Genomic DNA, 24,177 nt, shown 5'->3' on the forward strand with positions numbered 1-24,177 from the left:
GGAGTGTCCGGGGGCGAGCCTGCCGCGGCGTTGAGGCCGGCCCGTTCCCTTGACGTGTCCGCAGTGCGGGTCAGCCGGTGCGGCGCAGGGCCTCCGAGAGGCGGCCGGCGGCGTCGATGACCGCCTGGGCGTGCATCCGGCCCGGGTGCCTGGTCAGCCGCTCGATCGGTCCGGAGACCGAGACGGCGGCCACCACCCGGTTCGACGGCCCGCGCACCGGCGCGGAGACGGAGGCGACGCCCGGCTCGCGCTCGCCGATCGACTGGGCCCAGCCCCGGCGCCGTACGCCCGACAGCGCCGTCGCCGTGAAGCGGGCGCCCTGCAGGCCGCGGTGCAGCCGCTCCGGCTCCTCCCAGGCCATCAGGATCTGGGCCGAGGACCCGGCCTTCATGGTGAGCGTGGAGCCGACCGGCACCGTGTCCCGAAGGCCGGACAGGCGCTCGGCCGCGGCGACACAGATACGCATGTCGCCCTGGCGGCGGTAGAGCTGGGCGCTCTCGCCCGTGATGTCGCGCAGGTGCGTGAGCACCGGCCCCGCCGTGGCGAGCAGCCTGTCCTCACCCGCGGCCGCGGCCAGCTCGGAGAGGCGCGGTCCGAGAATGAAACGCCCCTGCATGTCGCGCGCCACCATGCGGTGGTGTTCCAGCGCCACGGCGAGACGATGTGCCGTGGGTCGTGCCAGTCCGGTCGCCGCGACCAGGCCCGCGAGGGTGGCCGGACCGGACTCCAGAGCGCTCAGGACAAGGGCTGCCTTGTCCAGAACGCCGACGCCGCTACTGTTGTCCATGAAACGATACTCGCGTCTCACTCTGTGAAACGCAAGTTCAATTTCCGGTGGAACGCGCCACCCTTGTAGACACAGCGGCCCGCGGACCAACGGGCCTGGCGGACGACGTCCGGACGAGGGGTACGGACGTCTGCCGCCCCGGAAATCTCTAGTTGGGCCGGCGCCACACAGGCCGGCCGGAGGGAAAGCGATGGGTAGGACACTCGCGGAGAAGGTCTGGGACGACCACGTCGTCCGGCGCGCCGAGGGCGAGCCCGACCTCCTCTACATCGATCTGCACCTGCTGCACGAGGTGACCAGCCCCCAGGCCTTCGACGGTCTGCGTCAGGCGGGGCGCCCGGTGCGCCGTCTCGACCTCACCATCGCCACCGAGGATCACAACACCCCGACCCTCGACATCGACAAGCCCATCGCGGACCCGGTCTCCCGGGTCCAGCTGGAGACGCTGCGCAAGAACGCGGCCGACTTCGGTGTGCGCCTGCACTCCCTCGGTGACGTCGAGCAGGGAGTCGTCCACGTCGTGGGACCGCAGCTGGGCCTGACCCAGCCGGGCACCACCGTGGTCTGCGGCGACTCGCACACCTCCACCCACGGCGCCTTCGGCGCGCTGGCGTTCGGCATCGGCACCTCGCAGGTCGAGCACGTGCTGGCCACCCAGACGCTGCCGCTGGCCCGCCCCAGGACCATGGCCATCACGGTCGACGGCGAGCTGCCCGAGGGCGTCACCGCAAAGGACCTGATCCTGGCGATCATCGCCCGGATCGGCACCGGCGGCGGCCAGGGCTACATCCTGGAATACCGCGGCTCCGCCATCGAGAAGCTCTCGATGGAAGCCCGGATGACCATCTGCAACATGTCGATCGAGGCCGGCGCCCGCGCGGGCATGATCGCCCCCGACGAGACGACCTTCGCCTACCTCAAGGGACGCGCCCACGCGCCGGAGGGCGAGGACTGGGACGCGGCGGTCGCGTACTGGAAGACGCTCAGGACGGACGAGGACGCGGTCTTCGACGCCGAGGTCGTCATCGACGGCCCCTCGCTGGCCCCGTTCGTCACCTGGGGTACCAACCCCGGTCAGGGCGCGCCGCTTTCGGCGTCCGTCCCCGACCCGGCTTCGTACGAAGACGCTTCGGAGCGCCTGGCCGCCGAAAAGGCCCTGGAATACATGGGGTTGACCGCCGGACAGCCGCTGCGCGACATCGAGGTCGACACCGTCTTCGTAGGTTCGTGCACCAACGGTCGCATCGAGGACCTGCGGGCCGCCGCCGCGATCGTCGGGGGCCGCAAAGTCGCCGAGGGCGTACGGATGCTGGTGGTCCCCGGCTCCGCCCGGGTCGGCCTGCAGGCCGTCTCCGAGGGCCTGGACGTGGTCTTCAAGGAGGCCGGCGCCGAATGGCGGCACGCGGGCTGCTCGATGTGTCTGGGCATGAACCCCGACCAGCTGGCCCCCGGTGAGCGCTCCGCGTCCACCTCCAACCGCAACTTCGAAGGCAGGCAGGGCAAGGGCGGCCGTACGCACCTGGTGTCCCCGCAGGTCGCCGCCGCCACCGCCGTGCTGGGCCATCTGGCCTCGCCGGCCGACCTGTCCGACGCGCCCGCCGCCCGTACGCCCGCTGGAGTCCGATAAGCCATGGAAGCATTCACCACGCACACCGGCCGGGCCGTGCCGCTGCGCCGCAGCAACGTCGACACCGACCAGATCATCCCCGCTCACTGGCTCAAGAAGGTGACCAGGGACGGTTTCGAGGACGGGCTCTTCGAGGCCTGGCGCAAGGACTCCTCCTTCATCCTCAACCAGCCCGAGCGCAAGGGCGCCACGGTCCTGGTCGCCGGCCCGGACTTCGGGACGGGCTCCTCGCGCGAGCACGCCGTCTGGGCGCTGCAGAACTACGGCTTCAAGGCCGTCGTCTCGTCGCGCTTCGCGGACATCTTCCGGGGCAACTCGCTCAAGAACGGCCTGCTCACAGTGGTTCTGGAGCAGAAGACCGTGGAGGCGCTGCAGGAACTCACCGAGAACGACCCGCAGGCCGAGATCACGGTCGACCTGGAGGCCCGTGAGGTGCGCGCCGAGGGCATCACCGCTGCCTTCGAGCTCGACGAGAACGCCCGCTGGCGGCTGCTGAACGGCCTGGACGACATCTCCATCACCCTCCAGAACGAGGGCGACATCGCGCAGTACGAGACCAAGCGGCCGTCGTACAAGCCGAAGACGCTCCAGGTCTGACGCCCGGCGCGCGGCGCGATCCGCCGCGCGGCCGTCGCACGGCTGATTTCAGCCACCGCAACACCCCTCTGTACCCCCAATCGTGGACGGTTGGGGGTACAGCTGTGTCTGCCCCCTGAGGGCCTCCGCGCACCGCTTCGAAGGGCTCCAACTACCGCAGGCGCAAAGGGAATTGCCTGGACAGAGGCTTCTCGTGGCGATGGCGCCCGGAGGCATCCAGGACCCCCTGGGGGCGCGGCAGTTACCCCCTGGGCAGGCGACAACTCGCCCCAGATGGCACAATCTGTGCATGGAACACGACGGCCAACTCGAGCTCTATACGGCAGTCGCGGTCCAACTCAAGGAAGCGCACACAAGAGTGCGTGCACTGCAAGTCCCGGAGGGCGTACGGATGGCGCTGACCCGGAAGCTGCTGGTCATTACGGCCGTGGCCAAGCACGATCTCGCCGACGCGGCAAGGCGGCTGGAGAGGTTCACCACCGACCTCGACGAGGGCCGATTCCTCGAAGGGGAACGCTGAGGAACTGCGCTGCAGCCCGAGTTCGTTGCGGCACAAGGGTGATTAGCCCGTTTCGTGTTTGATTTGCGGTATATATCTGCCTAACGTGCGAAAAAGCTTGAACGCATTCGTTCGGGCAATGTCTCCGAAGGGGAAGACGTGAACAAGGCGCAGCTCGTAGAAGCGATTGCCGACAAGGTCGGCGGGCGTCAGCAGGCCGCCGACGCGGTCGACGCCGTACTGGACGCCATCGTCCGTGCAGTTGTCGGCGGGGACCGGGTCTCGGTCACCGGCTTCGGTTCCTTCGAGAAGGTCGACCGTCCGGCTCGTTACGCCCGCAACCCGCAGACGGGTGAGCGTGTTCGGGTCAAGAAGACCTCTGTGCCGCGCTTCCGCGCCGGTCAGGGCTTCAAGGACCTGGTGAGCGGCTCGAAGAAGCTCCCGAAGAACGACGTGGCGGTCAAGAAGGCCCCGAAGGGCAGCCTCTCCGGCGGCGCCTCGGCCACCGTCAAGAAGGCCGCGGCCAAGAAGGCCACCACCGCCAAGAAGGCGACGGCCAGGAAGACCACCGCCGCCGTGAAGAAGACGGCCGCGAAGAAGACCACCACCGCCGCCGCGAAGAAGACGACGACGACCGCGAAGAAGGCCACCGCCAAGAAGACCACGGCGACGGCCAAGAAGGTCGCGGCGAAGAAGACGACGGCGAAGAAGGCCACCGCCAAGAAGGCCCCGGCGAAGAAGGCGACCGCCAAGAAGGCCCCCGCCAAGAAGTCGACCGCTCGCAAGACCACCGCCAAGAAGACCACCGCCCGCTGAGAAGCAGGGGCGCAGGGCAACTCACGCGCCGGGCCGGGCTCCCACGGGGAGCCCGGCCCGCGGCGTGTCCGGGGACGGTCCGAAGGCCCCGGTCAGAACGTCTGGAGCGTCACCAGGGTGATCCGCCGTGCCGCGCCGTCGCCCTCGGTCTCGATGCGCACGCGCTGCCCCGGGCGCAGCAGCCGCAGGCCGCCGGCGTCGAACGCCGCGCCGTCGAAGGGCACGGGGGTGCCGTCGTCGAGCAGCACCTGCCCGCTACGGGTGTCGGGGTCGTACGTGTACGCGGTCGCCTGCATGCCGCGAGTTTATCCAGCGCCGGTCCCGCCGGGGGCGCGTACCGAGGGACCGGGAGGAAGCGTGGCCCCTAGGGTGTCGCGAACGTCCCGTCGTCCGCCCGTGCGGCGAGAGTACGTGCCAGGCGTCGCGAGGCAGGCGGGACTTTCGCAACACCCCCTAGGCGGCCCTGGCGTCCCGGGCCTCGGTTCCCGCCCCGTGCACGGGCCGCCTGGACTCGCCCTCGGGTGCCGTGCTCGGGCGGTCCCGACTGACGCCGAGGGCTTCCGCCGTGGGTCTGGGTCCCGGTGTCCCGGTGCGCGGGTGCGCGGGTGGACCGGTTCCCGGATGCAGGGGCATCCGACGCCCGACGATCACTCCAGGAGCGGCCTGACACCAGCTCCGGGGTCCGGGGCGCCCCTGCGCGAGGCGCGAGGCGCGAGACACGAGACACGAGGCGCGAGACACGAGACACGAGGCCGGAGGGCGGGCCGGCTCCAGCGCCGCCCGTCGCGGGCGCGAGGCGTGAGCGTGGCGCGGACTGCGGGGCGGGCGTCGCGGTAGGGGACGAGGAGCCTCGCGGGTCCGCCGCGTGGACGCCGTGCCCCAGTACGGGCCCCCGCGGGCCTGACGGTGGCCTCCGTGCCCCTGATGCCGGGCCGCGCCGGCCCTGCGCCGGCCTGGTGCACACCGATGCGGGGCCTTCATGGACCCGGCACCCGTGAACCATCCACGCCTCGGACCCGCGAGGGCACCCGCACGCAGAGCGCACGACGTCGGTCCGTCGGACCCTCGGCCCGTCCGGCGCCCGGTGGGTCCGCCGGAGCCGGGGGACCGGGCCTGCCGCGCCCCCCGACCGGTCCGCGGAGCCTCCGGAGACCGGACCGCCACCGGCGGGTGCGCCCGCGGCCGCCCGGGGTCCTGGGCCCCCTTCATGCCCCCGTCCCGCCCTCCGTCGTGCCGCCCTCCGTCACGGTGGCCCCCACCGTGGCCTCCCGCGCGGCCCGGCGTCAGGTGCTGGGCTGGCCCGGGATGAGGAGTTTGGCCGCCACCGTGGCCGTGCGCGGACCCACGCCCAGGGCGAGCGCCGCGCGCAGGTCGTCGCCGGTGTCCACGTCCTGACGTACCGAATCCACCGCCGCGAGGAGGAGTTCCACGGCGCCCGAGGCGCGATGCCGGGCACGGGAATCGGTGCCGAAAGCGGGGCGCAATTCACGGCCGGGTGAGGCGGCCAGCAGCGTGGTCCCGATTGCCGCCGCGTCGGCGAGAAAAGCGCGCGGGAATTCAGCCGCGGCGTCGAGTACCCGGGTCAATTCCAGGGGGCGCAGCGCGGGCAGATCGGCGTTCAGGGCCGCCACCGCGCATTCGGGGCCGCGGGAACGTACGACGGCCGCCGCGTGCGCCAGGGCGGCGTTCAGGCCGCCACCCGGCTCGTCCGGGACGATCCGCGCCCCCAGCGCCGCCAGCTCCCGCCCGGCCAGCGCGTCGTCCGTGACTACCGCCACATCACGGACCGCCGCGCAGGCCAGCGCGGCCGCCACGGTGTCCTGCGCGAACGCGAGGGCCAGCCCCGGGCGTACTCCGTCGTCGGCGGTGTCCGACAGCCTGCTCTTGGCCCGCGCCAGGGGTTTGAGGGGTACGACCAAGGTCCACTGCACCGGCGCTCCGTTCCTGCCTTGTCGCGCCCATTGTGACCCGGTGGCCCTGGCGGTCCGGACGTCGGGGCGTACGGTGTTCTCGACAGACTGGCGGCCTGGGGCGACACTTGTCCGGCCCCCCAGGCTCTAAGAGGAAGGTGCCCGCGTGCCCCGCCGCAGAATCGGCTTCTGGTACCGCTTCGCAGCGGTTCTCTGCAAACCGCCGCTCGTGGTTCTGATCAAGCGGGACTGGCGCGGAATGGAGAACATTCCGGCCGAGGGCGGATTTATCACCGCGGTGAACCACAATTCGCATGTGGACCCGTTCGCGTATGCCCACTATCAGTACAACACCGGGCGTGTTCCGCGTTTCCTGGCCAAGGCCGGGCTTTTCAGGAAGGGATTCGTGGGGGCCGCGATGCGCGGCACCGGACAGATCCCCGTCTACCGCGAGAGCACCGACGCGCTGAGCGCCTTCCGGGCCGCGATCGACGCCGTGGAGCGCGGCGAATGCGTCGCGTTCTACCCCGAGGGCACCCTCACCCGTGACCCCGACGGCTGGCCGATGACCGGCAAGACCGGCGCCGCGCGGGTCGCCCTGCAGACCAAGTGCCCGGTGATCCCGGTCGCCCAGTGGGGCGCCAACGAACTGCTGCCGCCGTACGCCAAGAAGCCCAACCTCCTTCCGCGCAAGACCCACCAGGTACTCGCGGGTCCCCCCGTGGACCTCTCGCGCTTCTACGACAGGGAGATGAGCCCGGACCTCCTCAAGGAGGCCACCGAGGTCATCATGGCCGCCGTCACCGCGCTGCTGGAGGAGATCCGCGGCGAGAAGGCGCCCGGGACGCCCTACGACCCGCGTCAGGTGCGGATCGAGCAGCGCCGCCGCACCGCGGCCCAGGAGAAGGCCCAGGCGCGGGCGCAGGCCCATGCCCGGACCCACGCCCAGGGAACGGCGCAGGTGCAGGCACAGCGGGAAGAGGGGCAGGGCACGTGAGCAAGCCCGTCAAGGCGGCCGTCTTCGGGTCCGGGTCGTGGGGTACGGCTTTCGGCATGGTGCTCGCCGACGCGGGGTGCGAGGTCACCCTGTGGGGGCGGCGCGCGGAACTCGCCGAAGCGGTCAACTCCACGCACACGAACCCGGACTACCTGCCGGGTGTCGAACTCCCCGGGAACCTGCGGGCCACCACCGACGCCGCCGAGGCCGCGCGCGACGCCGACTTCACCGTGCTCGCGGTGCCCTCGCAGACCCTGCGCGCCAACCTCGCCGGCTGGGTGCCGCTGCTGGAGGCGGACACCGTGCTCGTCTCCCTCATGAAGGGCGTCGAACTCGGCTCCGCCATGCGGATGAGCGAAGTGATCGAGGACGTCGCCAAGGTCGGAGCCGACCGCGTCGCCGTGGTCACCGGGCCCAACCTCGCGCGGGAGATCGCCGCCCGGATGCCGGCCGCCGCCGTCGTCGCCTGCACCTCCGAAGCGGTCGCCCAGCGCCTCCAGGCCGCCTGCCACACCCCGTACTTCCGGCCGTACACCAACACCGACGTGGTGGGCTGCGAACTCGGCGGCGCGGTCAAGAACGTCATCGGTCTCGCCGTCGGTATCGCGGACGGGATGGGCCTGGGGGACAACGCCAAGGGCTCGCTCATCACGCGCGGGCTGGCCGAGACCACCCGGCTCGGGCTCGTCATGGGCGCCGACCCGCTGACCTTCTCCGGACTGGCGGGCCTGGGCGACCTGGTGGCCACCTGCTCGTCGCCCCTCTCGCGCAACCACACCTTCGGCACCAACCTCGGCAGGGGCATGACCCTGCAGGAGACCATCGCCGTCACCAAGCAGACCGCCGAGGGTGTCAAGTCCTGTGAGTCCGTGCTGGATCTGGCCCGCCGGCACGGTGTCGACATGCCCATCACCGAGACGGTCGTCGGCATCGTCCACGAGGGCAAGCCGCCGGTCGTCGCGCTCAAGGAACTGATGTCGCGCAGCGCGAAGCCCGAACGCCGCTGAGCCGTCGCAGTGCCGCCCCGGCACCGGCCGGACAGCCCTTCACGGCGGCTCCCGCGGCACCGCGGATCAACGCTGTGCGACCACTCGCGCGACGCTGAGCAACGGCCGCAGCGGGGCGCTGACTCAGCGCCGTACCACCGGGTACTCTCAACGCGATATGAGCACCGAGAACCTCCCCCAGAGCCCTGAGCAGGCGCCTCGCAAGCCGCGCGTGGCCGTCGTCTTCGGCGGGCGCAGCTCCGAACACGGGATCTCCGTGGTCACGGCCGGCGCCGTCCTGCGCGCCATCGACCGTACGAAGTACGACGTCCTGCCGATCGGCATCACCCTGGACGGCCGTTGGGCGCTCACCGCCGACGAGCCGGAGCGGATGGCCATCGTCGACCGGCAGCAGCCGAGCGTGGACCTCCTCGCGGAGTCGGACGAGGGCGCCGTGATCCTGCCCGTCGACCCGTCCAACCGCGAAGTCGTCTACAGCGAGCCCGGATCCGTCCCCAAGGCCCTGGGCGAGGTCGACGTCGTCTTCCCCGTGCTGCACGGCCCGTACGGCGAGGACGGCACGCTCCAGGGCCTCCTGGAGCTCTCCGGGGTCCCGTACGTCGGCTCGGGCGTGCTCGCCTCGGCCGTCGGCCAGGACAAGGAGTACATGAAGCGGGTGTTCACCTCCTTCGGGCTGAAGGTGGGCCCGTACACGGTGATCCGTCCCCGGGAGTGGGAGCTCGACCCGGCCGGCGCCCGCAAGCGGATCGCGGAGTTCGCGGGGGAGCACGGCTGGCCGCTGTTCATCAAGCCCGCCCGCGCCGGCTCCTCGTTCGGCATCACCAAGGTCGACTCCTTCGAGGGCCTGGACGAGGCGTTCGAGGAGGCCAGGCGCCACGACCCGAAGATCATCGTGGAGGCGCTGCTGCGCGGCCGTGAGATCGAGTGCGGGGTCCTCGAGTTCGAGGACGGCCCGCGCGCCAGCCTGCCGGCCGAGATCCCGCCGGTGCAGTCCCACGACTTCTACGACTTCGAGGCGAAGTACATCGACTCGGCCCCGGGCATCGTGCCCGCGCCGCTCACCGAGGAGCAGACCGCCGAGGTGCGGCGCCTGGCGGTCGAGGCCTTCGACGCGGCGTCGTGCGAGGGTCTCGTCCGCGCGGACTTCTTCCTCACCGAGGACGGTGAGTTCGTGATCAACGAGATCAACACGATGCCGGGCTTCACGCCGATCTCCATGTACCCGCGGATGTGGCAGGAGACCGGGGTCGGCTACCCGGAACTGGTCGATCTCCTGGTGCAGGCCGCGCTGCGGCGCTCCACGGGCCTGCGCTAGTCCCTGGACCCGGGCCTTTCCGGTCCGGTCCGGTCACTCCGGCGGGTCGGGTCGGGTCGGGTCGGGTCGCCCCGATCGGGTCCGGCCACTGTGGTCCGGCCCGGCTCGTTCCGTCAGGTCCGGTCGGGTTCCGTCCGTTCGTCTCAGTCGGCGATCCCCGCGGGGATCGCCTTCTTGATGGACGCCGCCAGATCGACGAGCGCGGCCGAACCGTCCCGCTCGGCCCACTTCTTCGGCACGCTGACCTCGACGTACGCCCGGCGCAGGCTGCTGGTGAAGCGGTACGCCCCGTCGCTCCGCTTCTCCATCAGCCAGCCGACGCCGTTCACCTCGCCGCTGAGCGCGTCCTCGTCGCTCATCTTCGAGGGTCGTTCGACACCGCAGCGCAGTATGATCGCCGGGCTTCCCCAGCCCGCGGTCAGCGCGGACCGGGGCTCGGGATCGTTCCGGTCGAGGCCGTCCACCTTCTTCGGCAGCACCTTGTCCAGGTTCCGGCACAGCGCGGAGACCTTCGCGTCCGGACCGGGAACCACGGCCGAGGCGCCGTCGTCTGCTGAGGAGCAGCCCGTGGCGGAGATCAGCAGGGCGAGAACGGGCAGCCCGAGAAGAGTGGTGTGCCGGTGACGGGAAGAGTTCACCGGCCAAGGGTAGACGGGGGCTAGAGGTGCACCACCGGGCAGGTCAGGGTGCGGGTGATGCCATCCACTTGCTGGACTTTCGCGACCACCATGCGGCCGAGATCGTCCACGGTGTCGGCCTGGGCCCGCACGATCACGTCGTACGGTCCTGTCACGTCCTCGGCCTGGATCACCCCCGGGATCTTGCTGATCGTTTCGGCGACGGTCGACGCTTTGCCGACCTCCGTCTGGATCAGGATGTACGCCTGTACCACGGAACCTCCAGGGCGGCCACGAGGATCATGTGGGGAAAAGGAACGCCACGGTATCGCGTCGCCGCTCGCCGCGGGGAGACCCGCGAGGACTGGGGCTTGCGCGCCGGGGTGCGCGGACTGCACAAGTTGACGGTCAACTCGACCGTACCGAGGACAGAGACGGCTCGCTACCGGGCACCGGTAGTGGCAGAGGGAGCAGTACGACGATGAAGGGCACCGTGGGCGAGTTGGGGGAGTTCGGGCTCATCAAGGAGCTCACCTCGCGTCTGACCACCACCCCGGCGGTCCGGGTCGGCCCCGGCGACGACGCCGCGGTGGTGGCCGCGCCCGACCGCAGGGTCGTGGCGAGCACCGACATCCTCCTGGAGGGCCGGCACTTCCGCCGCGACTGGTCGACGGCGTACGACGTGGGGCGCAAGGCGGCCGCCCAGAACCTCGCGGACATCGCCGCGATGGGCGCCGTGCCGACCGCGCTGCTGCTCGGTCTGGTCGTACCGGCCGAACTGCCGGCCACCTGGCCGTCCGAGCTGATGGACGGGCTGCGCGACGAGTGCCAGGTCGCGGGCGCGGCCGTGGTCGGCGGCGATGTCGTACGGGGTGACACCATCACCATCGCGATCACCGCGCTCGGTGATCTGCGCAACCACGAACCGGTGACCCGGGGCGGCGCACAGCCCGGCGACGTGATCGCCGTGACGGGCTGGCTGGGCTGGTCGGCGGCCGGGCACGCGGTGCTCTCCCGCGGCTTCCGTTCGCCGCGGGCCTTCGTCGAGGCGCACCGGCGCCCCGAACCGCCGTACCACGCGGGTCCCGCGGCCGCCGGGCTCGGCGCGACGGCGATGTGCGACGTGAGCGACGGGCTGATCGCCGACCTGGGGCACATCGCCGAGGCGAGCAAGGTCAGGATCGACATCCGCTCGGGCGCCATCGACATCCCGTCGCAGATGAACGACATCGGCCAGGCCGTCGGCGTCGACCCGATCCAGTGGGTGCTCACCGGCGGCGAGGACCACGCGATCGTGGCCGCCTTCCCGCCGGACGTGAAGCTGCCCGCGCGCTGGAAGGTGATCGGAGAGGTCCTCAACCCCTCCGCGTTGCCGCAGGTCACGGTGGACGGCGCACCGTGGACCAGCAAGGGTGGCTGGGACCACTTCGGCGACATCGAGTCGTGAGCCCGTCGGGGCCGGTGCGGTGCGCGTCGAGGGCGTGCGCCGCGCTTGCCCACGCGTCCCTGTCCCGGGCGCTCCTGGCCCGGGAGTCCGTGTGCAGTGCGCCTGTGTCCCGTGCGCCTGTATCCCGTACAACCTGTGCGCGGACAGCAAAAAACCCGCCCACCGTGAGGTGGACGGGTTCAGTGCAAGCGAACCAGCAGTGGCCGCGCGCTGGCGGTTGTCAGCGCGTCACCTTGCCGGCCTTGATGCACGAGGTGCAAGCGTTCACGCGCTTCGGCGTCCCGCTCACCACGGTACGTACACGCTGGATGTTGGGGTTCCAGCGGCGGGACGTACGGCGGTGCGAGTGCGAGATGTTGTTGCCGAAGCCCGGCCCCTTGCCGCAGACGTCGCAGTTGGCAGCCACGGGTCACTCCAAAGACTTCAGATGCACTTACGGTGGATCCCGGCATGCCGGGATCAAGATCTAGGATCTGAGTGGCGGTGCCAGGGGGAAGACCCGATCGGAATCGGGCAACTGGAGCAGCATACAACGACTGCGTCCGGAGAACGAAACTACCATGGCCGCCCCGGGACCGGCCCCGGCCCTCCTCCGGACCCGCTACCGACAGTAACCCGCTCTGGGTCTACGCTGCGTCCCACGTCCAGCAGCTCGAGGAGGCGCAGGTGCCGCAGGTGCCGCAGACATTGGATGCTCTCGCGGTGCGCACCTGGTGCGGCCTCGCGCTCGAGGCGCTGGGACGGGCCCGCGAGGAGATCGACGCCATCAATGTCTATCCGGTGGCCGACGGGGACACCGGGACGAACCTCTATCTGACCGTGGAGTCGGCGACGGCGGCGGTGGAGGCGGTCTTCGCGGGCCACGAGACGGTCGCCGAGACGGGCGACGGCCGCGCGAGCGCGGGGGAGGGACGGCCCACGCTCGCCGACGCCGTGCGGGCGATGGCGCACGGGGCGCTGATCGGGGCCCGCGGCAACTCCGGGACGATCCTCGCGCAGCTGTTGCGCGGTATGGCGCTGGTGCTGGCCGCCGGCGGTGAGAGCGCTCGCACCGACGACGAGGCACTCCGTCTCGCCCTGCGGCAGGCCGCCGACTCCGCGCGCGACGCCGTCGCGCACCCGGTCGAGGGCACCGTCCTCACGGTCGCCTCCGCCGCCGCCGAAGCGGCCGGCGGCGCCGAGGGGGACTGCGGCACGGTCGCGCGCGCGGCCTACGAGGGAGCGCGGGCGGCCCTCGTGGCGACCCCCCGGCAACTCTCCGTCCTGGCCCGTGCCGGTGTGGTCGACGCGGGTGGGCGGGGGCTGGTGGCGGTCCTCGCGGCACTGGTGGAGACCTTCACGGGGGAGTCCCCGCGCGCGGGGTGGGCGCTGGGAGAGGTGCGCACGCGCGTGGCCGTGGCGGCCGGGCCCGAGACCGAGGCCACCGGGGCCGCCGGCGCCCGTCCCGCTCCCGGCGTCGACGCCGGGAGCGCCGACGCCGGGTGCGCGGACGACCGGCCGGACGACGGAGGCCGGGCCTTCGAGGTCATCTACCTCCTGGAGGCGGAGGACACGGCCGTGACGCGGTTGCGCGACCGGCTCGACCGCCTCGGGGACTCGCTCGTGGTCGTCGGCGGCGACGGACTGTGGAACGTCCACGTCCACGTGGACGACGCGGGCGCCGCGGTGGAGGCGGGCGTGGAGGCCGGGCGGCCACACCGCATCAGGATCACGCACTTCGGGCTCGGTGACGCGCACACCGCGGGTGCGGCGGGGCTGCCGCCCCGGGAGCGGGCGCAGCGGGCCGTCGTGGCGGTGGTACCCGGCGAGGGACTGGCCGGGCTGTACGCCGAGGCCGGGGCGACCACCGTGCTCGCGCGGCCCGGCGAGCCGCCCGCCAGCGGGGAGCTCGTGGACGCCGTACGGCGGGCCCACGCGCGCGAGGTGGTGCTGCTGCCCAACGACGCCGACCTGCGGCACACCGCGGCGGCCGCGGCCGAGCAGGCCCGTACGGAGGGGGTGCGGGTCGCGCTGATCCCGACCCGTTCCGCGGTCCAGGGCATCGCCGCGCTGGCGGTGCACGAGCCGGGGCGGCGCTTCGACGAGGACGTCGTCGCCATGACCTCGGCGGCGGGCGCGACCCGGTACGCGGAGGTCGCCGTCGCCGAGCGGCAGTCCTGGACCATGGCGGGGATCTGCCAGGCCGGGGACGTCCTCGGTCTCATCGAGGGGGATGTGGCCGTGATCGGCGCGGACGTCGCGGCCACGGCCGAGGCGGTCATCGACCGCATGCTCGCCGCCGGGGGTGAGATGGTGACGCTCGTTCTCGGTGACGAGGCGCCCGGTGCCATCGCGGCGCGTCTCGAATCCCGGGTCAGGGAAACGTATTTGGCGGTCGACACGGTGGTGTATCGGGGGGGTCGGCAGGGTGCGTTGCTGCTGATCGGCGTGGAGTAGCACCGCCCGTCCGATCCCCGGGGGGTTCTTTCGCCCCTGCCGCCCCTACCCGTCCCATCCCTGGGGGCTCCGCCCCCAGCCCCCCCGCCAGGGGCGCTGCGCCCCTGGACCCCCGCCATCGCCCGAAGGGCTCGTCCTCAAACGCAGGACGGGCTGAAATGCATGGCCTGGGCGTCAGCCTTTCAGCACAGGCCCGCACCATCAGCCCGTCCGGCGCTTGAGGACAAGGCCCTCAAGGCCGGACGGGGGTCTGGGGCGGAGCCCCCAGGAACGGGATGGGACGGGTAGGGGCGGCGGGGGCGAAGGCAAGGTGGTTGACCGGCGGGCGGACGCGGGTCCCCGCTCCGGTCACCCCCCCCACGCCTCACTCCTTACCCCGCTCCTCCATCATCCTCAGCATGTTCTCCGCCTCGGCACACCGTGCCCCCGCGACCTCGTCCCCCTCCGACGCCCCGGCGTAGGCGGACAGAACACCACGTGCCCGCGCGGCCGCGGCGGCGGGCCGGAGCAGGTCCGCCTCCAGCCACCCCGCGGCAAGCTCCGCCCCGGTCCGCGCGTCCAGCCCCTCGTCCCCCAGGGACGCGAACACCGATACGGCTCGCGTGACATGACCCAACGCCTCCTCGAAGAGCCCCCGGGCGACGCCCTCCTGCGCGTCGTCGGTGACCGACCGGGCGACAAGATCACCGAACTGCCGGTGCGTGTGCCCGAGTTCGGAGGCGAGACGGAGGGCGACCGGGCCCCGCGGGTCCTCCTCGCTCCCCGTCCCGGAGAGCGCCCGCACCCCCTCCTCGCACTCCCGCACCGCCTCCGCCATCAGCTCCCGCGCCGCGTCCAGCCCCGAACCCGTACGCAAGGACGCCCAGGACCGCGCCCGCAGCGACCGGACCAGCGCGTGCACGTTGCCGAGCTCCCGCCACAGGTCCCCGGCCCGCACGTAGGCCCGCTCCGCCTCGGCGGGCAGCCCGGCGCGACCGAGCGCTTCGGCGGCGAGATGGGCGAGCATCGCGTGGTCGCGCTGCTCGGGCCAGTGCCGGGCGATGTCCGCGGCCCGCAGCCAGTTCTCGGCCGCGGCCCGGTGCTCACCGAGCTCGGTGAGACAGTCGCCGAGCCACCACCGTGTCTGCACGATGGCACCGTCACCGTGCATGTCACCGGTCAGATCGGGCAGCGCCGACTCCAGGATCTCCGCGGCCTCGGCCCAACGCCCCTGCCGGAGCAGGAAGCCGCCCAGCTGGTGGCGGGCCCAGGCCCCGAGCGTGGGTCCCTGCCCGGCCTCGTCGGCCCAGTGCGCGGCCTCCAGCGCGTGTTCCGCGGCGGCGTCCTGGTCGGTCTCGCCGAGGATCTCGGCGAGCTGGAGGTGCAGCTGCGCCTGCCCCATCGGCTCCAGACGGGGCCCGCCGTGCTCCAGCGCGGCCCGTGCGGCCCGCTCGGCACCCCGCGCGTCGCCCAGGTGCCTGGCGATTCCGGCGAGCCGGGACTCGTACTCCACGGCGAACGACGGCAGTCCGGCCGCCACGAACGCCTCCGCCGCGCGTCCGAGCAGTTCCGCGGCGGCCGCGGCGTCCCCGGAATGCGCCGCGAGCTCGCCGAGCATCGCCTGCGCCTCCGCGGCCCGCGAGGCCATCCGGACGTCCGCGACATGCGGCTCGGCGAGTGCCAGCAGCTCCCGTACGGCCGCCTCGGCGGCCCGGACCCCGTCGGCGTCGGCCGCATCGGGCCGACCCGGCCCGGACCCGTCCGCGTCGCCGCCCTCCTGCACCCGGTGCACCAGGATCCGGGCCCGTCCCACCAGCACGGATGCCGTCTGGGACACGCCCGTCCCGCCGTCCGCGAACAGCGCGAGCGCCTTCCCGTGCAACTCGGTGACGGCCGCCAGCGCCTCCTCGGACCCGCCGACGAGGGCGAGGACGTACGCGGCGCGGGCCCGAGCTGCGAGCGCCTCCCCGGGGTCGCCCGCCGCGTCGTACAGCTCCGCGGCCTCGTGGAAGAGCCCGATGCCCTCGGGCCCGCGCTCCATCGCCGCGTGGTCGGCGATCTCCGCGCGGTCGCGGACCTCCAGCTCCCGGCCCTCGGCCGCGCGCGCGACCGCCGCCCAGGCCGCCACGGCGTCCGGGCTGCGGGACTGCGACAGCCGCCGGGCCTCGGCGAGCAGCGCGGGCAGGTCGGGCCCGAAGGCCGGCTCGGGGCCGTCGTTCCCCGGCCGCGGTGCCCTGTCCGGGCTCGGGACGGACCCGGGACGCGCGTCCGGGTCCGACGCGGTGGCGGCCGTGGCCGTCGGTACGTGCCGTGCCGAGCGCACGCCCAGCGGCAGCCGGTCCACCAGCGGACGCCGGTCCATCCGCGCCCGCGCACGCCCGCTGACGTACGACGTGCCGTTGCGCGCGTCGAAGCGTGCCGCGAGGGAAAGGGCCTGCTCGCGCGCGTGGACGGCGAGTTCGGCCGCGGTCCACGCGCGCCCGGCCGGTCCCGGCACCGTCCGTCCGCCGAGGCCGAGCGCGGTCAGGCGGTCCATCACCAGGGCGGTCACGGCCATGAAGTCGAGCTTGCTGCGCGGGTCGCCGGAGTCCGTGAAGTAGGCGGGCCGCTCGGCGAGCAGTTCCAGGGCGCGCGCCTCGTTCCCCGACAGCGCGCAGAACTCCACGTGGTCCGCGTAGGCCGCGCGCATGCTCTCCATGGGGCGCACCAGACGCAGGCCCCGGAGGTGATGGGCACGGGCCTCCTCCAGGCGGCCCAGGCGCAGCAGCGGGACGAGGGAGGACGCCAGTACGGTGTGCGGCTCGTGGGCACAGCTGTGCTCGCCCTCCAGGACCGGGCGCCACAGCTCCAGCGCCTCCGTGTCGGCGTCGCGCTCGGCCCGCCACCATCCCTGGCTGTGCAGTTCGCACGCGTGGCAGTCCGCCATGCTGTCCCGGTCGGCGGCCAGCCAGGCGGCATGGGCCCGCTCCGCTCGCTCCGTGTCCCCCAGGTGCGCGGACACGCTGAACTCGGCGCCGCGCACGGCCCGTTCGGAGTGACCGGCGAGCCGGTAGCGGTACTCCATCTCGCCGAGCCACTTCTCTATGGAGGCGAGCGGGATGTGCGGCTGGTCGAGCATGCCGGCCGACATCCACTTGAAGACCCAGTGCAGCGAGTGGATCTCGTACTCGTCGAAGTCCTCGGGGTGTTCGTCCCACAGGCGCAGCAGGCGCGCGAAGGGGACGAACATCTTGTCCTTCTCGGAGCTGTAGTTGTAGACCTTCAGCTGGTGTCCGAGCGCTTCGATCACGGCGAGCGGGATGTCCAGCTTCTCCGCCTCGGCGAGCAGCTGTTCCGCGCGCGCGTTGCGGGCGGGCCCCTCCGGCTGCTCGTAGTTGTCCCCCATCGCCTGGCGCAGGGTGTCGAAGTCCATGGCCGGGCCGCTCATCCGCGGTCGTCCTCTCCGGTGTCGGTGTGGGTGGCCCATTCCAGGAGGCCGATGAACGAGCGGTTCAGGAGCGCCGAGTCGGCGGGCCGCAGCGGGCGCTGCGCCATCAGGAGGGCCTGGCCGTAGAGGGACTCGGTGGCGGTGCCGATCAGCTCCGGGTCGCGCAGTGAGCTGATGCGCCGGATCAGCGGGTTGAGATGGTTGAGCACCAGACGCGCGCGTGGAGCGCTGCCCCGCAGCGAGCCGAGAATGCCCGCCCACAGGTCGTCGGCCTGCTCCTCCGCCTGCGCGCGGGCCTGCTCGTGGCGGGCCGCCCGGTCGTCCAGGTGCAGGGCCGGGACCGAGAGCGGGTGGAAGGCACGCAGTGACACGTCGCAGCCCAGCGGGTCGAGCTTGGCCCGCGCGGCCGCCAGGAAACCCGAGAGGGCCAGCTCCTCGGCGGGGTCGATCGCGTCCAGGTGCGCCGTCACGGTGTCGGCGTCCAGCTCCGCGACCACCGCGCCCGGACGCACCGAGGGCAGCGCCTCCACCAGCTCGCTGTCGTAGGTGTAACCGCCGTTGACGACACCGATGCCCTGTGCGGAGGCGATGGGCGCGACCTGGCGGTACTCCTCCACCGTGCGCGTGAAGTGCACCACCGGGTGGCGGAGCGCGAACTCCTCCAGGGACAGCCGTCCGTCGGTCGTTTCGAAGGGCAGCCACGGCAGCATCGTGCGCAGCATCTCGTTGTCGTGCCGCGCCAGGGACTTCACACCCAGGTGGTGGACGGACAGGAAGGCCGCCAGCCGCTCCGGGTCACCCGCCGCGAGTCCCGTCAGCCACGACCGGATGCGCTCGCCGAGGGCCTCGCGCACGGCCGCCAGGGTCTCGTCCTCGTAGAGCGACTCGCGCGACGCGGTGGGCCGCAGGCTGTCGGTGTCCAGGACACAGCGCACGAAGAACGCCCAGTCGGGCAGCAGCTGTTCGGCCCGCTCGGTCAGCAGCATGCCCTTCAGATGCACCCGGTGGCTCGCGCGCTGCGCGGGGCTGACCGCCGTCGGCAGGACGTACGCGACGCCCCGTACCCCCGCGAGCGGCACGTTCAGTTCGATCGAGTCCAGCGGAGTGAAGCCGAACAGCTCGTGGCAGTGCCGGGCCAGGGCCACCCTGCGGGTGGCGGGGCTCGGGTGGGCGCGGTCCCAGGGCGTGGGAAGGTCCGCGATCGCCTCGTCGCCGACGCGTACGTCGTACGGCAGCAGGGAGCCGAAGTCGCGGGCCAGTGACCGCACCCGCTCCTCGGTGAGCCACTCGCCGGCTCCGGCGCGCGCCACCAGGTGCACGGTGGTGCCCGGTTCGGTACGGGCCTCCTGCGGCAGCGTGCGCACGGTGTACGAGCCGTCGTCGGTCGCCGTCCACTCCACGGGCGCCGCGTCGGGCGTCCGGGCGCTGCGGCTGACGACCCGGATGCGCTCGGCGACCACGAAGCACGCCAGCAGTCCGATGCCGAACTGCCCCAGGAAGTCGGAGCGGGCCGCCTGGATGCCGTCGTCCCGCTTGGAGCTGCGGCCGATCGTCGCGAGGAGGCTGTGCACGTCGGACTCGGTGAGCCCGATGCCGGAGTCCTCGACGCGCAGGGTGCCGCCCGCCGCGTGCAGCCGCACGGTGGCGGGCGCGTCCGGCTGTTCGGCACGCCGGGCGGTGATCGCGTCCACGGCGTTCTGCAGCAGTTCGCGCAGATAGACCTTGGGGCTCGAGTACAGGTGATGGGAGAGCAGGTCCACCAGACCACGCAGGTCGACCTGGAACGAATGGGGTGACGGGGATGCCTGGGATGGCTGTGAGGTCTGGGAGTCCATCGTCGCTGCGCCGAGGGTGGGGGGACGGGCGACGGCGCGGGGTCGGGCGGTCCCGGCGGACGGTGACCGCGAAGAGGTCCGGAGCGCGCCATCCTAGGCCCGAACGAGCCGCCTGACCAGCGGATTTCCAGGACGTATACGGCATTGTCGGTGGTGTGGTGTGCAATGGATCTCGTGCCCGCGCTCGATGAACCACTGAAGAAGGTGCTCGGTCCCCCCACCGCGAAGGTGATGGCCGAGCATCTCGGCCTGCACACCGTCGGTGATCTCCTGCACCACTATCCGCGCAGATACGAGGAGCGCGGACAGCTCACCCACCTCGCCGACCTGCCCATGGACGAGCATGTGACGGTGGTCGCCCAGGTCGCCGACGCGCGCCTGCACACCTTCGCCTCCTCCAAGGCACCGCGCGGCAAGGGCCAGCGCCTGGAGGTGACCATCACGGACGGCAGCGGTCGCCTCCAGCTGGTCTTCTTCGGCAACGGCGTGCACAAGCCCCACAAGGACCTGCTGCCCGGCACCCGCGCGATGTTCTCGGGCAAGGTGTCCGTCTTCAACCACCGCCTCCAGCTCGCCCACCCGGCGTACGAGCTGCTGACCGGTGACGGCGACGAGGCCGTGGAGAGCGTGGACAGCTGGGCCGGCGCCCTCATCCCGATCTACCCGGCCACCGCCAAGCTGGAGTCCTGGAAGCTGGCCAAGGCCGTCCAGACGGTACTGCCCAGCGCCCAGGAAGCCGTCGACCCGCTGCCGGACTCCCTGCGTGACGGCCGCGGCCTGGTGACCCTCCCCGAGGCCCTCCTCAAGATCCACCGTCCGCACACCAAGGCGGACATCGGCGACGCCCGCGCCCGCCTCAAGTGGGACGAGGCATTCGTCCTCCAGGTCGCCCTGGCCCGCCGACGCCATGCCGACGCCCAACTCCCGGCCGTGGCCCGCGTGCCCGCACCGGACGGCCTGCTCACCGCTTTCGACGCCAAGCTCCCTTTCACCCTCACCGAGGGCCAGCGGAAGGTCTCCAAGGAGATCTTCGACGACCTCGCGACGGAGCATCCGATGCACCGGCTGCTCCAGGGGGAGGTGGGCAGCGGGAAGACACTGGTCGCCCTGCGCGCCATGCTCGCCGTCGTCGACGCGGGCGGGCAGGCCGTGATGCTCGCGCCCACCGAGGTGCTCGCCCAGCAGCACCACCGGTCGGTCACCGAGATGATGGGGGAGCTGGCCGAGGGCGGGACGCTGGGCGGCGCCGAGCACTCCACCAAGGTCGTGCTGCTCACCGGGTCCATGGGGGCGGCGGGGCGCCGGCAGGCGCTGCTCGACCTGGTCACCGGCGAGGCCGGCATCGTCATCGGCACACACGCGCTGATCGAGGACAAGGTGCAGTTCCACGACCTCGGCCTGGTCGTCGTCGACGAGCAGCACCGCTTCGGCGTCGAGCAGCGCGACGCCCTGCGCGGCAAGGGCAAACAGCCCCCGCACCTCCTGGTGATGACCGCCACGCCCATTCCTCGCACGGTCGCGATGACCGTCTTCGGCGACCTGGAGACCTCCGTCCTCGACCAGCTCCCCGCGGGGCGCTCACCGATCGCCAGCCATGTCGTCCCCGCCGCGGACAAGCCGCACTTCCTCGCCCGCGCCTGGGAGCGCGTGCGCGAGGAGGTGGGCAACGGCCATCAGGCCTACGTGGTCTGCCCCCGCATCGGGGACGGTGAGGACGACCCGAAGAAGGGCGCCAAGAAGAAGTCGCCCGAGGACGAGGCAGAGAAGCGCCCGCCCCTCGCCGTCGTCGACATCGCCCAGCAGCTGGCCAAGGGCCCCCTCCAGGGGCTGCGGGTCGAGATCCTGCACGGCCGTATGCCGCCCGACGACAAGGACGCCGTGATGCGCGGCTTCGCCGCCGGCGAGACCGACGTCCTGGTCGCCACGACCGTCATCGAGGTCGGTGTGAACGTGCCGAACGCCACGGCCATGGTGATCATGGACGCCGACCGGTTCGGTGTCTCCCAGCTCCATCAGCTGCGCGGCCGGGTCGGCCGGGGTTCCGCGGCCGGACTCTGCCTGCTGGTCAGCGAGATGCCCGAGGCGAGCCCGGCCCGTCAGCGGCTGAACGCGGTGGCGTCCACACTCGACGGTTTCGAACTCTCGCGCATCGACCTCGAACAGCGCCGTGAGGGCGACGTCCTCGGCCAGGCCCAGTCCGGCGTCCGCTCGTCGCTGCGCATGCTCACCGTCATCGAGGACGAGGAGATCATCGCCGAGGCCCGCGAGGAGGCGGCCGGGGTCGTCGCCGCCGACCCGGAGCTCGCCGGGTTCCCGGGTCTGCGCACCGCCCTGGAGGCGCTCCTGGACGAGGAACGCGAGCAGTATCTCGACAAGGGCTGACGGGAACTCCCGAGGCCGACGGGAGCCGCGCGGGCCGACCAGGCGGACAGTGACCGTCGGGAGCCCCGCCCGGGAAGCGTCCCTGCCCGGGAAGCACCCGGACGCGGGGAGGCGGGATCCGGGCTCCGGCTGAGACACTGGCAGCCGACACGTCACCAGCGCAAAGGACCCTCATGACCCGCGTGATCGCCGGCCGGGCCGGCGGACGCCGTCTGGCCGTCCCGCCGGGCACCGGCACCCGGCCCACCTCCGACCGGGCGCGCGAGGGCCTCTTCTCCACCTGGCAGTCCCTGCTCGGCGGCCCGCTGGAGGGCGAGCGCGTGCTCGACCTGTACGCGGGCTCCGGCGCCGTGGGCCTGGAGGCGCTCAGCCGCGGTGCCGGACACACCCTGCTCGTCGAGTCCGACGCCCGCGCCGCCCGCGTCATCCGGGAGAACGTGAAGGCCCTGGGCCTGCCCGGCGCCGAAGTCAGGCCGGGCAAAGCGGAACAGATCATTCAGGCGCCGGCGCCCGCGGAACCGTACGACCTCGTCTTCCTCGACCCGCCCTACGCCGTGCCGGACGACGATCTTCGCGAGATTCTGCTCACACTCCGGACGCAGGGCTGGCTCGCGAGCGATGCGCTCGTCACCGTGGAGCGCAGCACCAGAGGCGGCGAATTCAGGTGGCCGGACGGTTTTGACGCGCTCCGGGCCCGTCGTTACGGCGAGGGGACCTTTTGGTACGGTCGCGCCGCCTCTACGTGCGAAGACGCACGATGACCGGACCGGAGAGCGAGGGACCACAGTTGCGCCGCGCCGTCTGTCCGGGGTCATTCGACCCCATCACCAATGGACATCTCGACATCATCGCCCGCGCTTCCAGGCTCTACGACGTCGTGCACGTCGTGGTGATGATCAATCAGTCGAAGCAGGGCCTGTTCACCGTCGACGAGCGGATCGAGCTGATCCGCGAGGTCACCGCGGAGTTCGGCAACGTCCAGGTCGAGCCCTACCACGGCCTGCTCGTCGACTTCTGCAAGCAGCGGGACATCCCCGCCATCGTCAAGGGACTGCGCGCGGTCAGCGACTTCGACTACGAACTGCAGATGGCCCAGATGAACAACGGCCTCTCGGGCGTGGAGACGCTGTTCATCCCGACCAGCCCCACCTACAGCTTCCTCTCCTCCTCGCTGGTCAAGGAGGTCGCGACCTGGGGCGGCGACATCTCCCACCTGGTGCCGCCGGTGGTCCTGGAGGCGCTGAAGGGGCGGCTCGGCCAGGACTGACGGGCTGACAGTCCGTCACCCGGTGTCGGGTGGGGCGGGAGTGGTCGTACAGTCGAACCGTCCGTCTCCATCACAGCTGTAGAGAGTGGCGAGCACACGGTGGACGTGCAGAAGAAGCTCGATGAGATCGTCTCGGCGGTCGGCAGCGCCCGCTCCATGCCCATGTCGGCCTCGTGCGTGGTCAACCGCGCCGAGCTGCTCTCGATGCTCGAAGAGGTGCGCCAGGCCCTGCCCGGCTCCCTCGCCCAGGCCGAGGAGCTCATCGGCGGCCGCGAGCAGATGGTCGAGCAGGCCCGCATGGAGGCCGACCGGATCATCGAGACCGCGCACGCCGAGCGCGGCTCCCTGATCTCCGACACCGAGGTCGCCCGCCGCTCCCAGAACGAGGCGGACCGCATTCTCGCCGAGGCCCGCCAGGAGGCCGAGGAGATCCGCGCCGAGGCCGACGACTACGTCGACTCCAAGCTCGCCAACTTCGAGGTCGTCCTCACCAAGACCCTCGGCTCCGTCGGCCGGGGCCGCGAGAAGCTCCTCGGCACCGGTCCCGGCATCGACGAGCAGGGCTACGAGGACGAGGACGCCCCCGAGCGCAGCCACGACCCCGAGACGCTGCGCCGCAACGCCGACGACTACGTCGACGTGAAGCTCGGCGCCTTCGAGGCCGTCCTCGCCAAGACCCTGGAGGCCGTCGGCCGCGGCCGGCAGAAGCTGCACGGCCGGATCGCCAGCGACGACCTGGGCGACCTGGGTGCCTTCGCCGAGGACGGGACCCCCGTCCAGCACACCAGTGACGCCGACTACCTGGCCGGCCTCGCCGAGCTCTCGGAGGTCCCCGAGCGGGTCGTCCAGAGCCCCGAGGTGCCGGCCCAGCCGTCCTACGCGCAGCAGCAGGACGCCTACGCGTACCAGCAGCAGGCGGACCCCTACGGCTACCAGCAGCAGTACGCCCAGCAGGACGCGTACGGCTACCAGCAGGCCGATCCGTACGCCGCCTACCCGCAGCACGGCTACGACCAGCAGCAGGCGTACGACCAGGGCGGTCAGCAGGGCTATCCGCAGCAGCCGACGCACGCCCTGGACCCGCAGGCGAACGCCCTGGACGAGACCAGCCTCTTCGACACCACCATGATCAGCGCCGAGCAGCTGCGGGCGTACGAACAGGGGCGCTGACACCGGATTGGGCCGAGAGCGAAAGGTCCAGTATCCTGGCTCTTCGGTCGCGTGTACGTCCG

General features: G+C 72.1%; 21 protein-coding genes. 13 read left to right on the top strand and 8 right to left on the bottom strand.

The annotated features are described in order from the left end of the window. Positions 1–70: 70 nt before the first annotated feature. Positions 71–787 (bottom strand): IclR family transcriptional regulator NdgR, encoded by a 717-nt coding sequence (ndgR, locus tag ACFVTC_RS32515; protein WP_037625007.1) that lies wholly within the window; start codon positions 785–787, stop codon positions 71–73. A gap of 190 nt (positions 788–977) precedes the next feature. On the opposite strand from ndgR, the gene leuC reads away from it, so the two are divergent. The 4 genes from leuC (at position 978) to ACFVTC_RS32535 (ending at position 4,326) form a co-directional block, all read left to right on the top strand. Beyond that, positions 978–2,414, top strand: a complete 1,437-nt coding sequence (gene leuC, locus ACFVTC_RS32520) for a 3-isopropylmalate dehydratase large subunit (protein WP_390132054.1) — start codon at positions 978–980, stop codon at positions 2,412–2,414. A gap of 3 nt (positions 2,415–2,417) precedes the next feature. After that, positions 2,418–3,011 carry a 3-isopropylmalate dehydratase small subunit gene (gene leuD, locus ACFVTC_RS32525; RefSeq protein WP_390132055.1) on the top strand — a complete coding sequence of 198 codons (594 nt, stop codon included), beginning with the start codon at positions 2,418–2,420 and terminating at the stop codon, positions 3,009–3,011. 289 nt (positions 3,012–3,300) lie between these two features. Next, positions 3,301–3,531: a hypothetical protein gene (locus tag ACFVTC_RS32530; RefSeq protein ID WP_168530399.1), complete on the top strand. Its 231-nt coding sequence runs from the start codon at positions 3,301–3,303 to the stop codon at positions 3,529–3,531. Positions 3,532–3,669: 138 nt separating this feature from the next. Next, positions 3,670–4,326: an HU family DNA-binding protein gene (locus tag ACFVTC_RS32535; RefSeq protein WP_390132056.1), complete on the top strand. Its 657-nt coding sequence runs from the start codon at positions 3,670–3,672 to the stop codon at positions 4,324–4,326. 92 nt (positions 4,327–4,418) lie between these two features. Here the strand turns inward: ACFVTC_RS32535 and ACFVTC_RS32540 are convergent, their stop codons facing one another. Together ACFVTC_RS32540 and cofC are read right to left on the bottom strand one after the other, a co-directional pair. After that, positions 4,419–4,622, bottom strand: a complete 204-nt coding sequence (locus tag ACFVTC_RS32540) for a hypothetical protein (RefSeq protein ID WP_099943501.1) — start codon at positions 4,620–4,622, stop codon at positions 4,419–4,421. 987 nt (positions 4,623–5,609) lie between these two features. After that, positions 5,610–6,257 carry a 2-phospho-L-lactate guanylyltransferase gene (cofC, locus tag ACFVTC_RS32545; protein ID WP_390132057.1) on the bottom strand — a complete coding sequence of 216 codons (648 nt, stop codon included), beginning with the start codon at positions 6,255–6,257 and terminating at the stop codon, positions 5,610–5,612. Between the two features lie 145 nt (positions 6,258–6,402). Here cofC and ACFVTC_RS32550 point away from each other — a divergent pair, with 145 nt between their 5' ends. The 3 genes from ACFVTC_RS32550 to ACFVTC_RS32560 all read left to right on the top strand — a co-directional run bounded on the left by ACFVTC_RS32550 (position 6,403) and on the right by ACFVTC_RS32560 (position 9,555). Then, the gene (locus tag ACFVTC_RS32550; RefSeq protein ID WP_390132058.1) at positions 6,403–7,233 is read left to right on the top strand and encodes a lysophospholipid acyltransferase family protein; all 831 of its coding nucleotides are present in this window, start codon (positions 6,403–6,405) and stop codon (positions 7,231–7,233) included. Further along, a complete protein-coding gene (locus ACFVTC_RS32555) occupies positions 7,230–8,240 on the top strand; it encodes an NAD(P)H-dependent glycerol-3-phosphate dehydrogenase (RefSeq protein ID WP_390132059.1) in 1,011 nt (336 codons plus the stop codon). The genes ACFVTC_RS32550 and ACFVTC_RS32555 overlap by 4 nt, the downstream gene beginning before the upstream one ends. Before the next feature lie 157 nt (positions 8,241–8,397). Then, entirely contained in the window at positions 8,398–9,555 is a 1,158-nt protein-coding gene (locus tag ACFVTC_RS32560; RefSeq protein WP_390132060.1) for a D-alanine--D-alanine ligase family protein, read from the top strand. Positions 9,556–9,698: 143 nt separating this feature from the next. On the opposite strand, the gene ACFVTC_RS32565 is transcribed toward ACFVTC_RS32560, so the two are convergent. Beyond that, on the bottom strand, positions 9,699–10,193 hold the full coding sequence (locus ACFVTC_RS32565) for a DUF3515 domain-containing protein (RefSeq protein ID WP_390132061.1): 495 nt from the start codon (positions 10,191–10,193) through the stop codon (positions 9,699–9,701). A 20-nt stretch (positions 10,194–10,213) separates the two neighbouring features. Next, the gene (locus ACFVTC_RS32570) at positions 10,214–10,447 is read right to left on the bottom strand and encodes an Lrp/AsnC family transcriptional regulator (protein ID WP_003997603.1); all 234 of its coding nucleotides are present in this window, start codon (positions 10,445–10,447) and stop codon (positions 10,214–10,216) included. A 206-nt stretch (positions 10,448–10,653) separates the two neighbouring features. Between ACFVTC_RS32570 and ACFVTC_RS32575 the strand changes: the two genes are divergently transcribed. Beyond that, the gene (locus ACFVTC_RS32575) at positions 10,654–11,619 is read left to right on the top strand and encodes a thiamine-phosphate kinase (protein WP_168530406.1); all 966 of its coding nucleotides are present in this window, start codon (positions 10,654–10,656) and stop codon (positions 11,617–11,619) included. 220 nt (positions 11,620–11,839) lie between these two features. Here ACFVTC_RS32575 and rpmB read toward each other — a convergent pair whose 3' ends face one another. Next, on the bottom strand, positions 11,840–12,025 hold the full coding sequence (gene rpmB, locus ACFVTC_RS32580; RefSeq protein ID WP_168530407.1) for a 50S ribosomal protein L28: 186 nt from the start codon (positions 12,023–12,025) through the stop codon (positions 11,840–11,842). Positions 12,026–12,285: 260 nt separating this feature from the next. On the opposite strand from rpmB, the gene ACFVTC_RS32585 reads away from it, so the two are divergent. Next, positions 12,286–14,055 carry a DAK2 domain-containing protein gene (locus ACFVTC_RS32585; RefSeq protein WP_390132062.1) on the top strand — a complete coding sequence of 590 codons (1,770 nt, stop codon included), beginning with the start codon at positions 12,286–12,288 and terminating at the stop codon, positions 14,053–14,055. A gap of 364 nt (positions 14,056–14,419) precedes the next feature. On the opposite strand, the gene ACFVTC_RS32590 is transcribed toward ACFVTC_RS32585, so the two are convergent. Together ACFVTC_RS32590 and ACFVTC_RS32595 are read right to left on the bottom strand one after the other, a co-directional pair. Next, positions 14,420–17,461: a tetratricopeptide repeat protein gene (locus tag ACFVTC_RS32590; RefSeq protein WP_390132063.1), complete on the bottom strand. Its 3,042-nt coding sequence runs from the start codon at positions 17,459–17,461 to the stop codon at positions 14,420–14,422. Further along, positions 17,458–19,296 (bottom strand): HSP90 family protein, encoded by a 1,839-nt coding sequence (locus ACFVTC_RS32595; RefSeq protein ID WP_390132064.1) that lies wholly within the window; start codon positions 19,294–19,296, stop codon positions 17,458–17,460. The genes ACFVTC_RS32590 and ACFVTC_RS32595 overlap by 4 nt, the downstream gene beginning before the upstream one ends. Positions 19,297–19,461: 165 nt before the next feature. On the opposite strand from ACFVTC_RS32595, the gene recG reads away from it, so the two are divergent. From recG to ACFVTC_RS32615, 4 genes are all read left to right on the top strand, one after another. Then, complete coding sequence (recG, locus tag ACFVTC_RS32600) at positions 19,462–21,678, top strand: ATP-dependent DNA helicase RecG (protein WP_390132065.1); 2,217 nt, start codon at positions 19,462–19,464, stop codon at positions 21,676–21,678. A 173-nt stretch (positions 21,679–21,851) separates the two neighbouring features. Beyond that, positions 21,852–22,439, top strand: a complete 588-nt coding sequence (rsmD, locus tag ACFVTC_RS32605; RefSeq protein WP_390132066.1) for a 16S rRNA (guanine(966)-N(2))-methyltransferase RsmD — start codon at positions 21,852–21,854, stop codon at positions 22,437–22,439. Between the two features lie 26 nt (positions 22,440–22,465). Further along, a complete protein-coding gene (coaD, locus tag ACFVTC_RS32610) occupies positions 22,466–22,945 on the top strand; it encodes a pantetheine-phosphate adenylyltransferase (protein WP_211118255.1) in 480 nt (159 codons plus the stop codon). Between the two features lie 99 nt (positions 22,946–23,044). After that, positions 23,045–24,115 carry an ATP synthase F0 subunit B gene (locus ACFVTC_RS32615; RefSeq protein WP_390132067.1) on the top strand — a complete coding sequence of 357 codons (1,071 nt, stop codon included), beginning with the start codon at positions 23,045–23,047 and terminating at the stop codon, positions 24,113–24,115. Positions 24,116–24,177: the final 62 nt, after the last annotated feature.

The organism is Streptomyces sp. NPDC057950, from assembly GCF_042887295.1.
Taxonomy (GTDB): Bacteria; Actinomycetota; Actinomycetes; order Streptomycetales; family Streptomycetaceae; genus Streptomyces; species Streptomyces kaempferi.

Coding starts and splice junctions, on each gene's coding strand:
- ndgR (WP_037625007.1), bottom strand. CDS start 787: ATGGACAACAGTAGCGGCGTCGGCGTTCTGGACAAGGCAGCCCTTGTC.
- leuC (WP_390132054.1), top strand. CDS start 978: ATGGGTAGGACACTCGCGGAGAAGGTCTGGGACGACCACGTCGTCCGG.
- leuD (WP_390132055.1), top strand. CDS start 2,418: ATGGAAGCATTCACCACGCACACCGGCCGGGCCGTGCCGCTGCGCCGC.
- ACFVTC_RS32530 (WP_168530399.1), top strand. CDS start 3,301: ATGGAACACGACGGCCAACTCGAGCTCTATACGGCAGTCGCGGTCCAA.
- ACFVTC_RS32540 (WP_099943501.1), bottom strand. CDS start 4,622: ATGCAGGCGACCGCGTACACGTACGACCCCGACACCCGTAGCGGGCAG.
- ACFVTC_RS32560 (WP_390132060.1), top strand. CDS start 8,398: ATGAGCACCGAGAACCTCCCCCAGAGCCCTGAGCAGGCGCCTCGCAAG.
- ACFVTC_RS32575 (WP_168530406.1), top strand. CDS start 10,654: ATGAAGGGCACCGTGGGCGAGTTGGGGGAGTTCGGGCTCATCAAGGAG.
- ACFVTC_RS32590 (WP_390132063.1), bottom strand. CDS start 17,461: ATGAGCGGCCCGGCCATGGACTTCGACACCCTGCGCCAGGCGATGGGG.
- ACFVTC_RS32595 (WP_390132064.1), bottom strand. CDS start 19,296: ATGGACTCCCAGACCTCACAGCCATCCCAGGCATCCCCGTCACCCCAT.
- recG (WP_390132065.1), top strand. CDS start 19,462: ATGGATCTCGTGCCCGCGCTCGATGAACCACTGAAGAAGGTGCTCGGT.
- rsmD (WP_390132066.1), top strand. CDS start 21,852: ATGACCCGCGTGATCGCCGGCCGGGCCGGCGGACGCCGTCTGGCCGTC.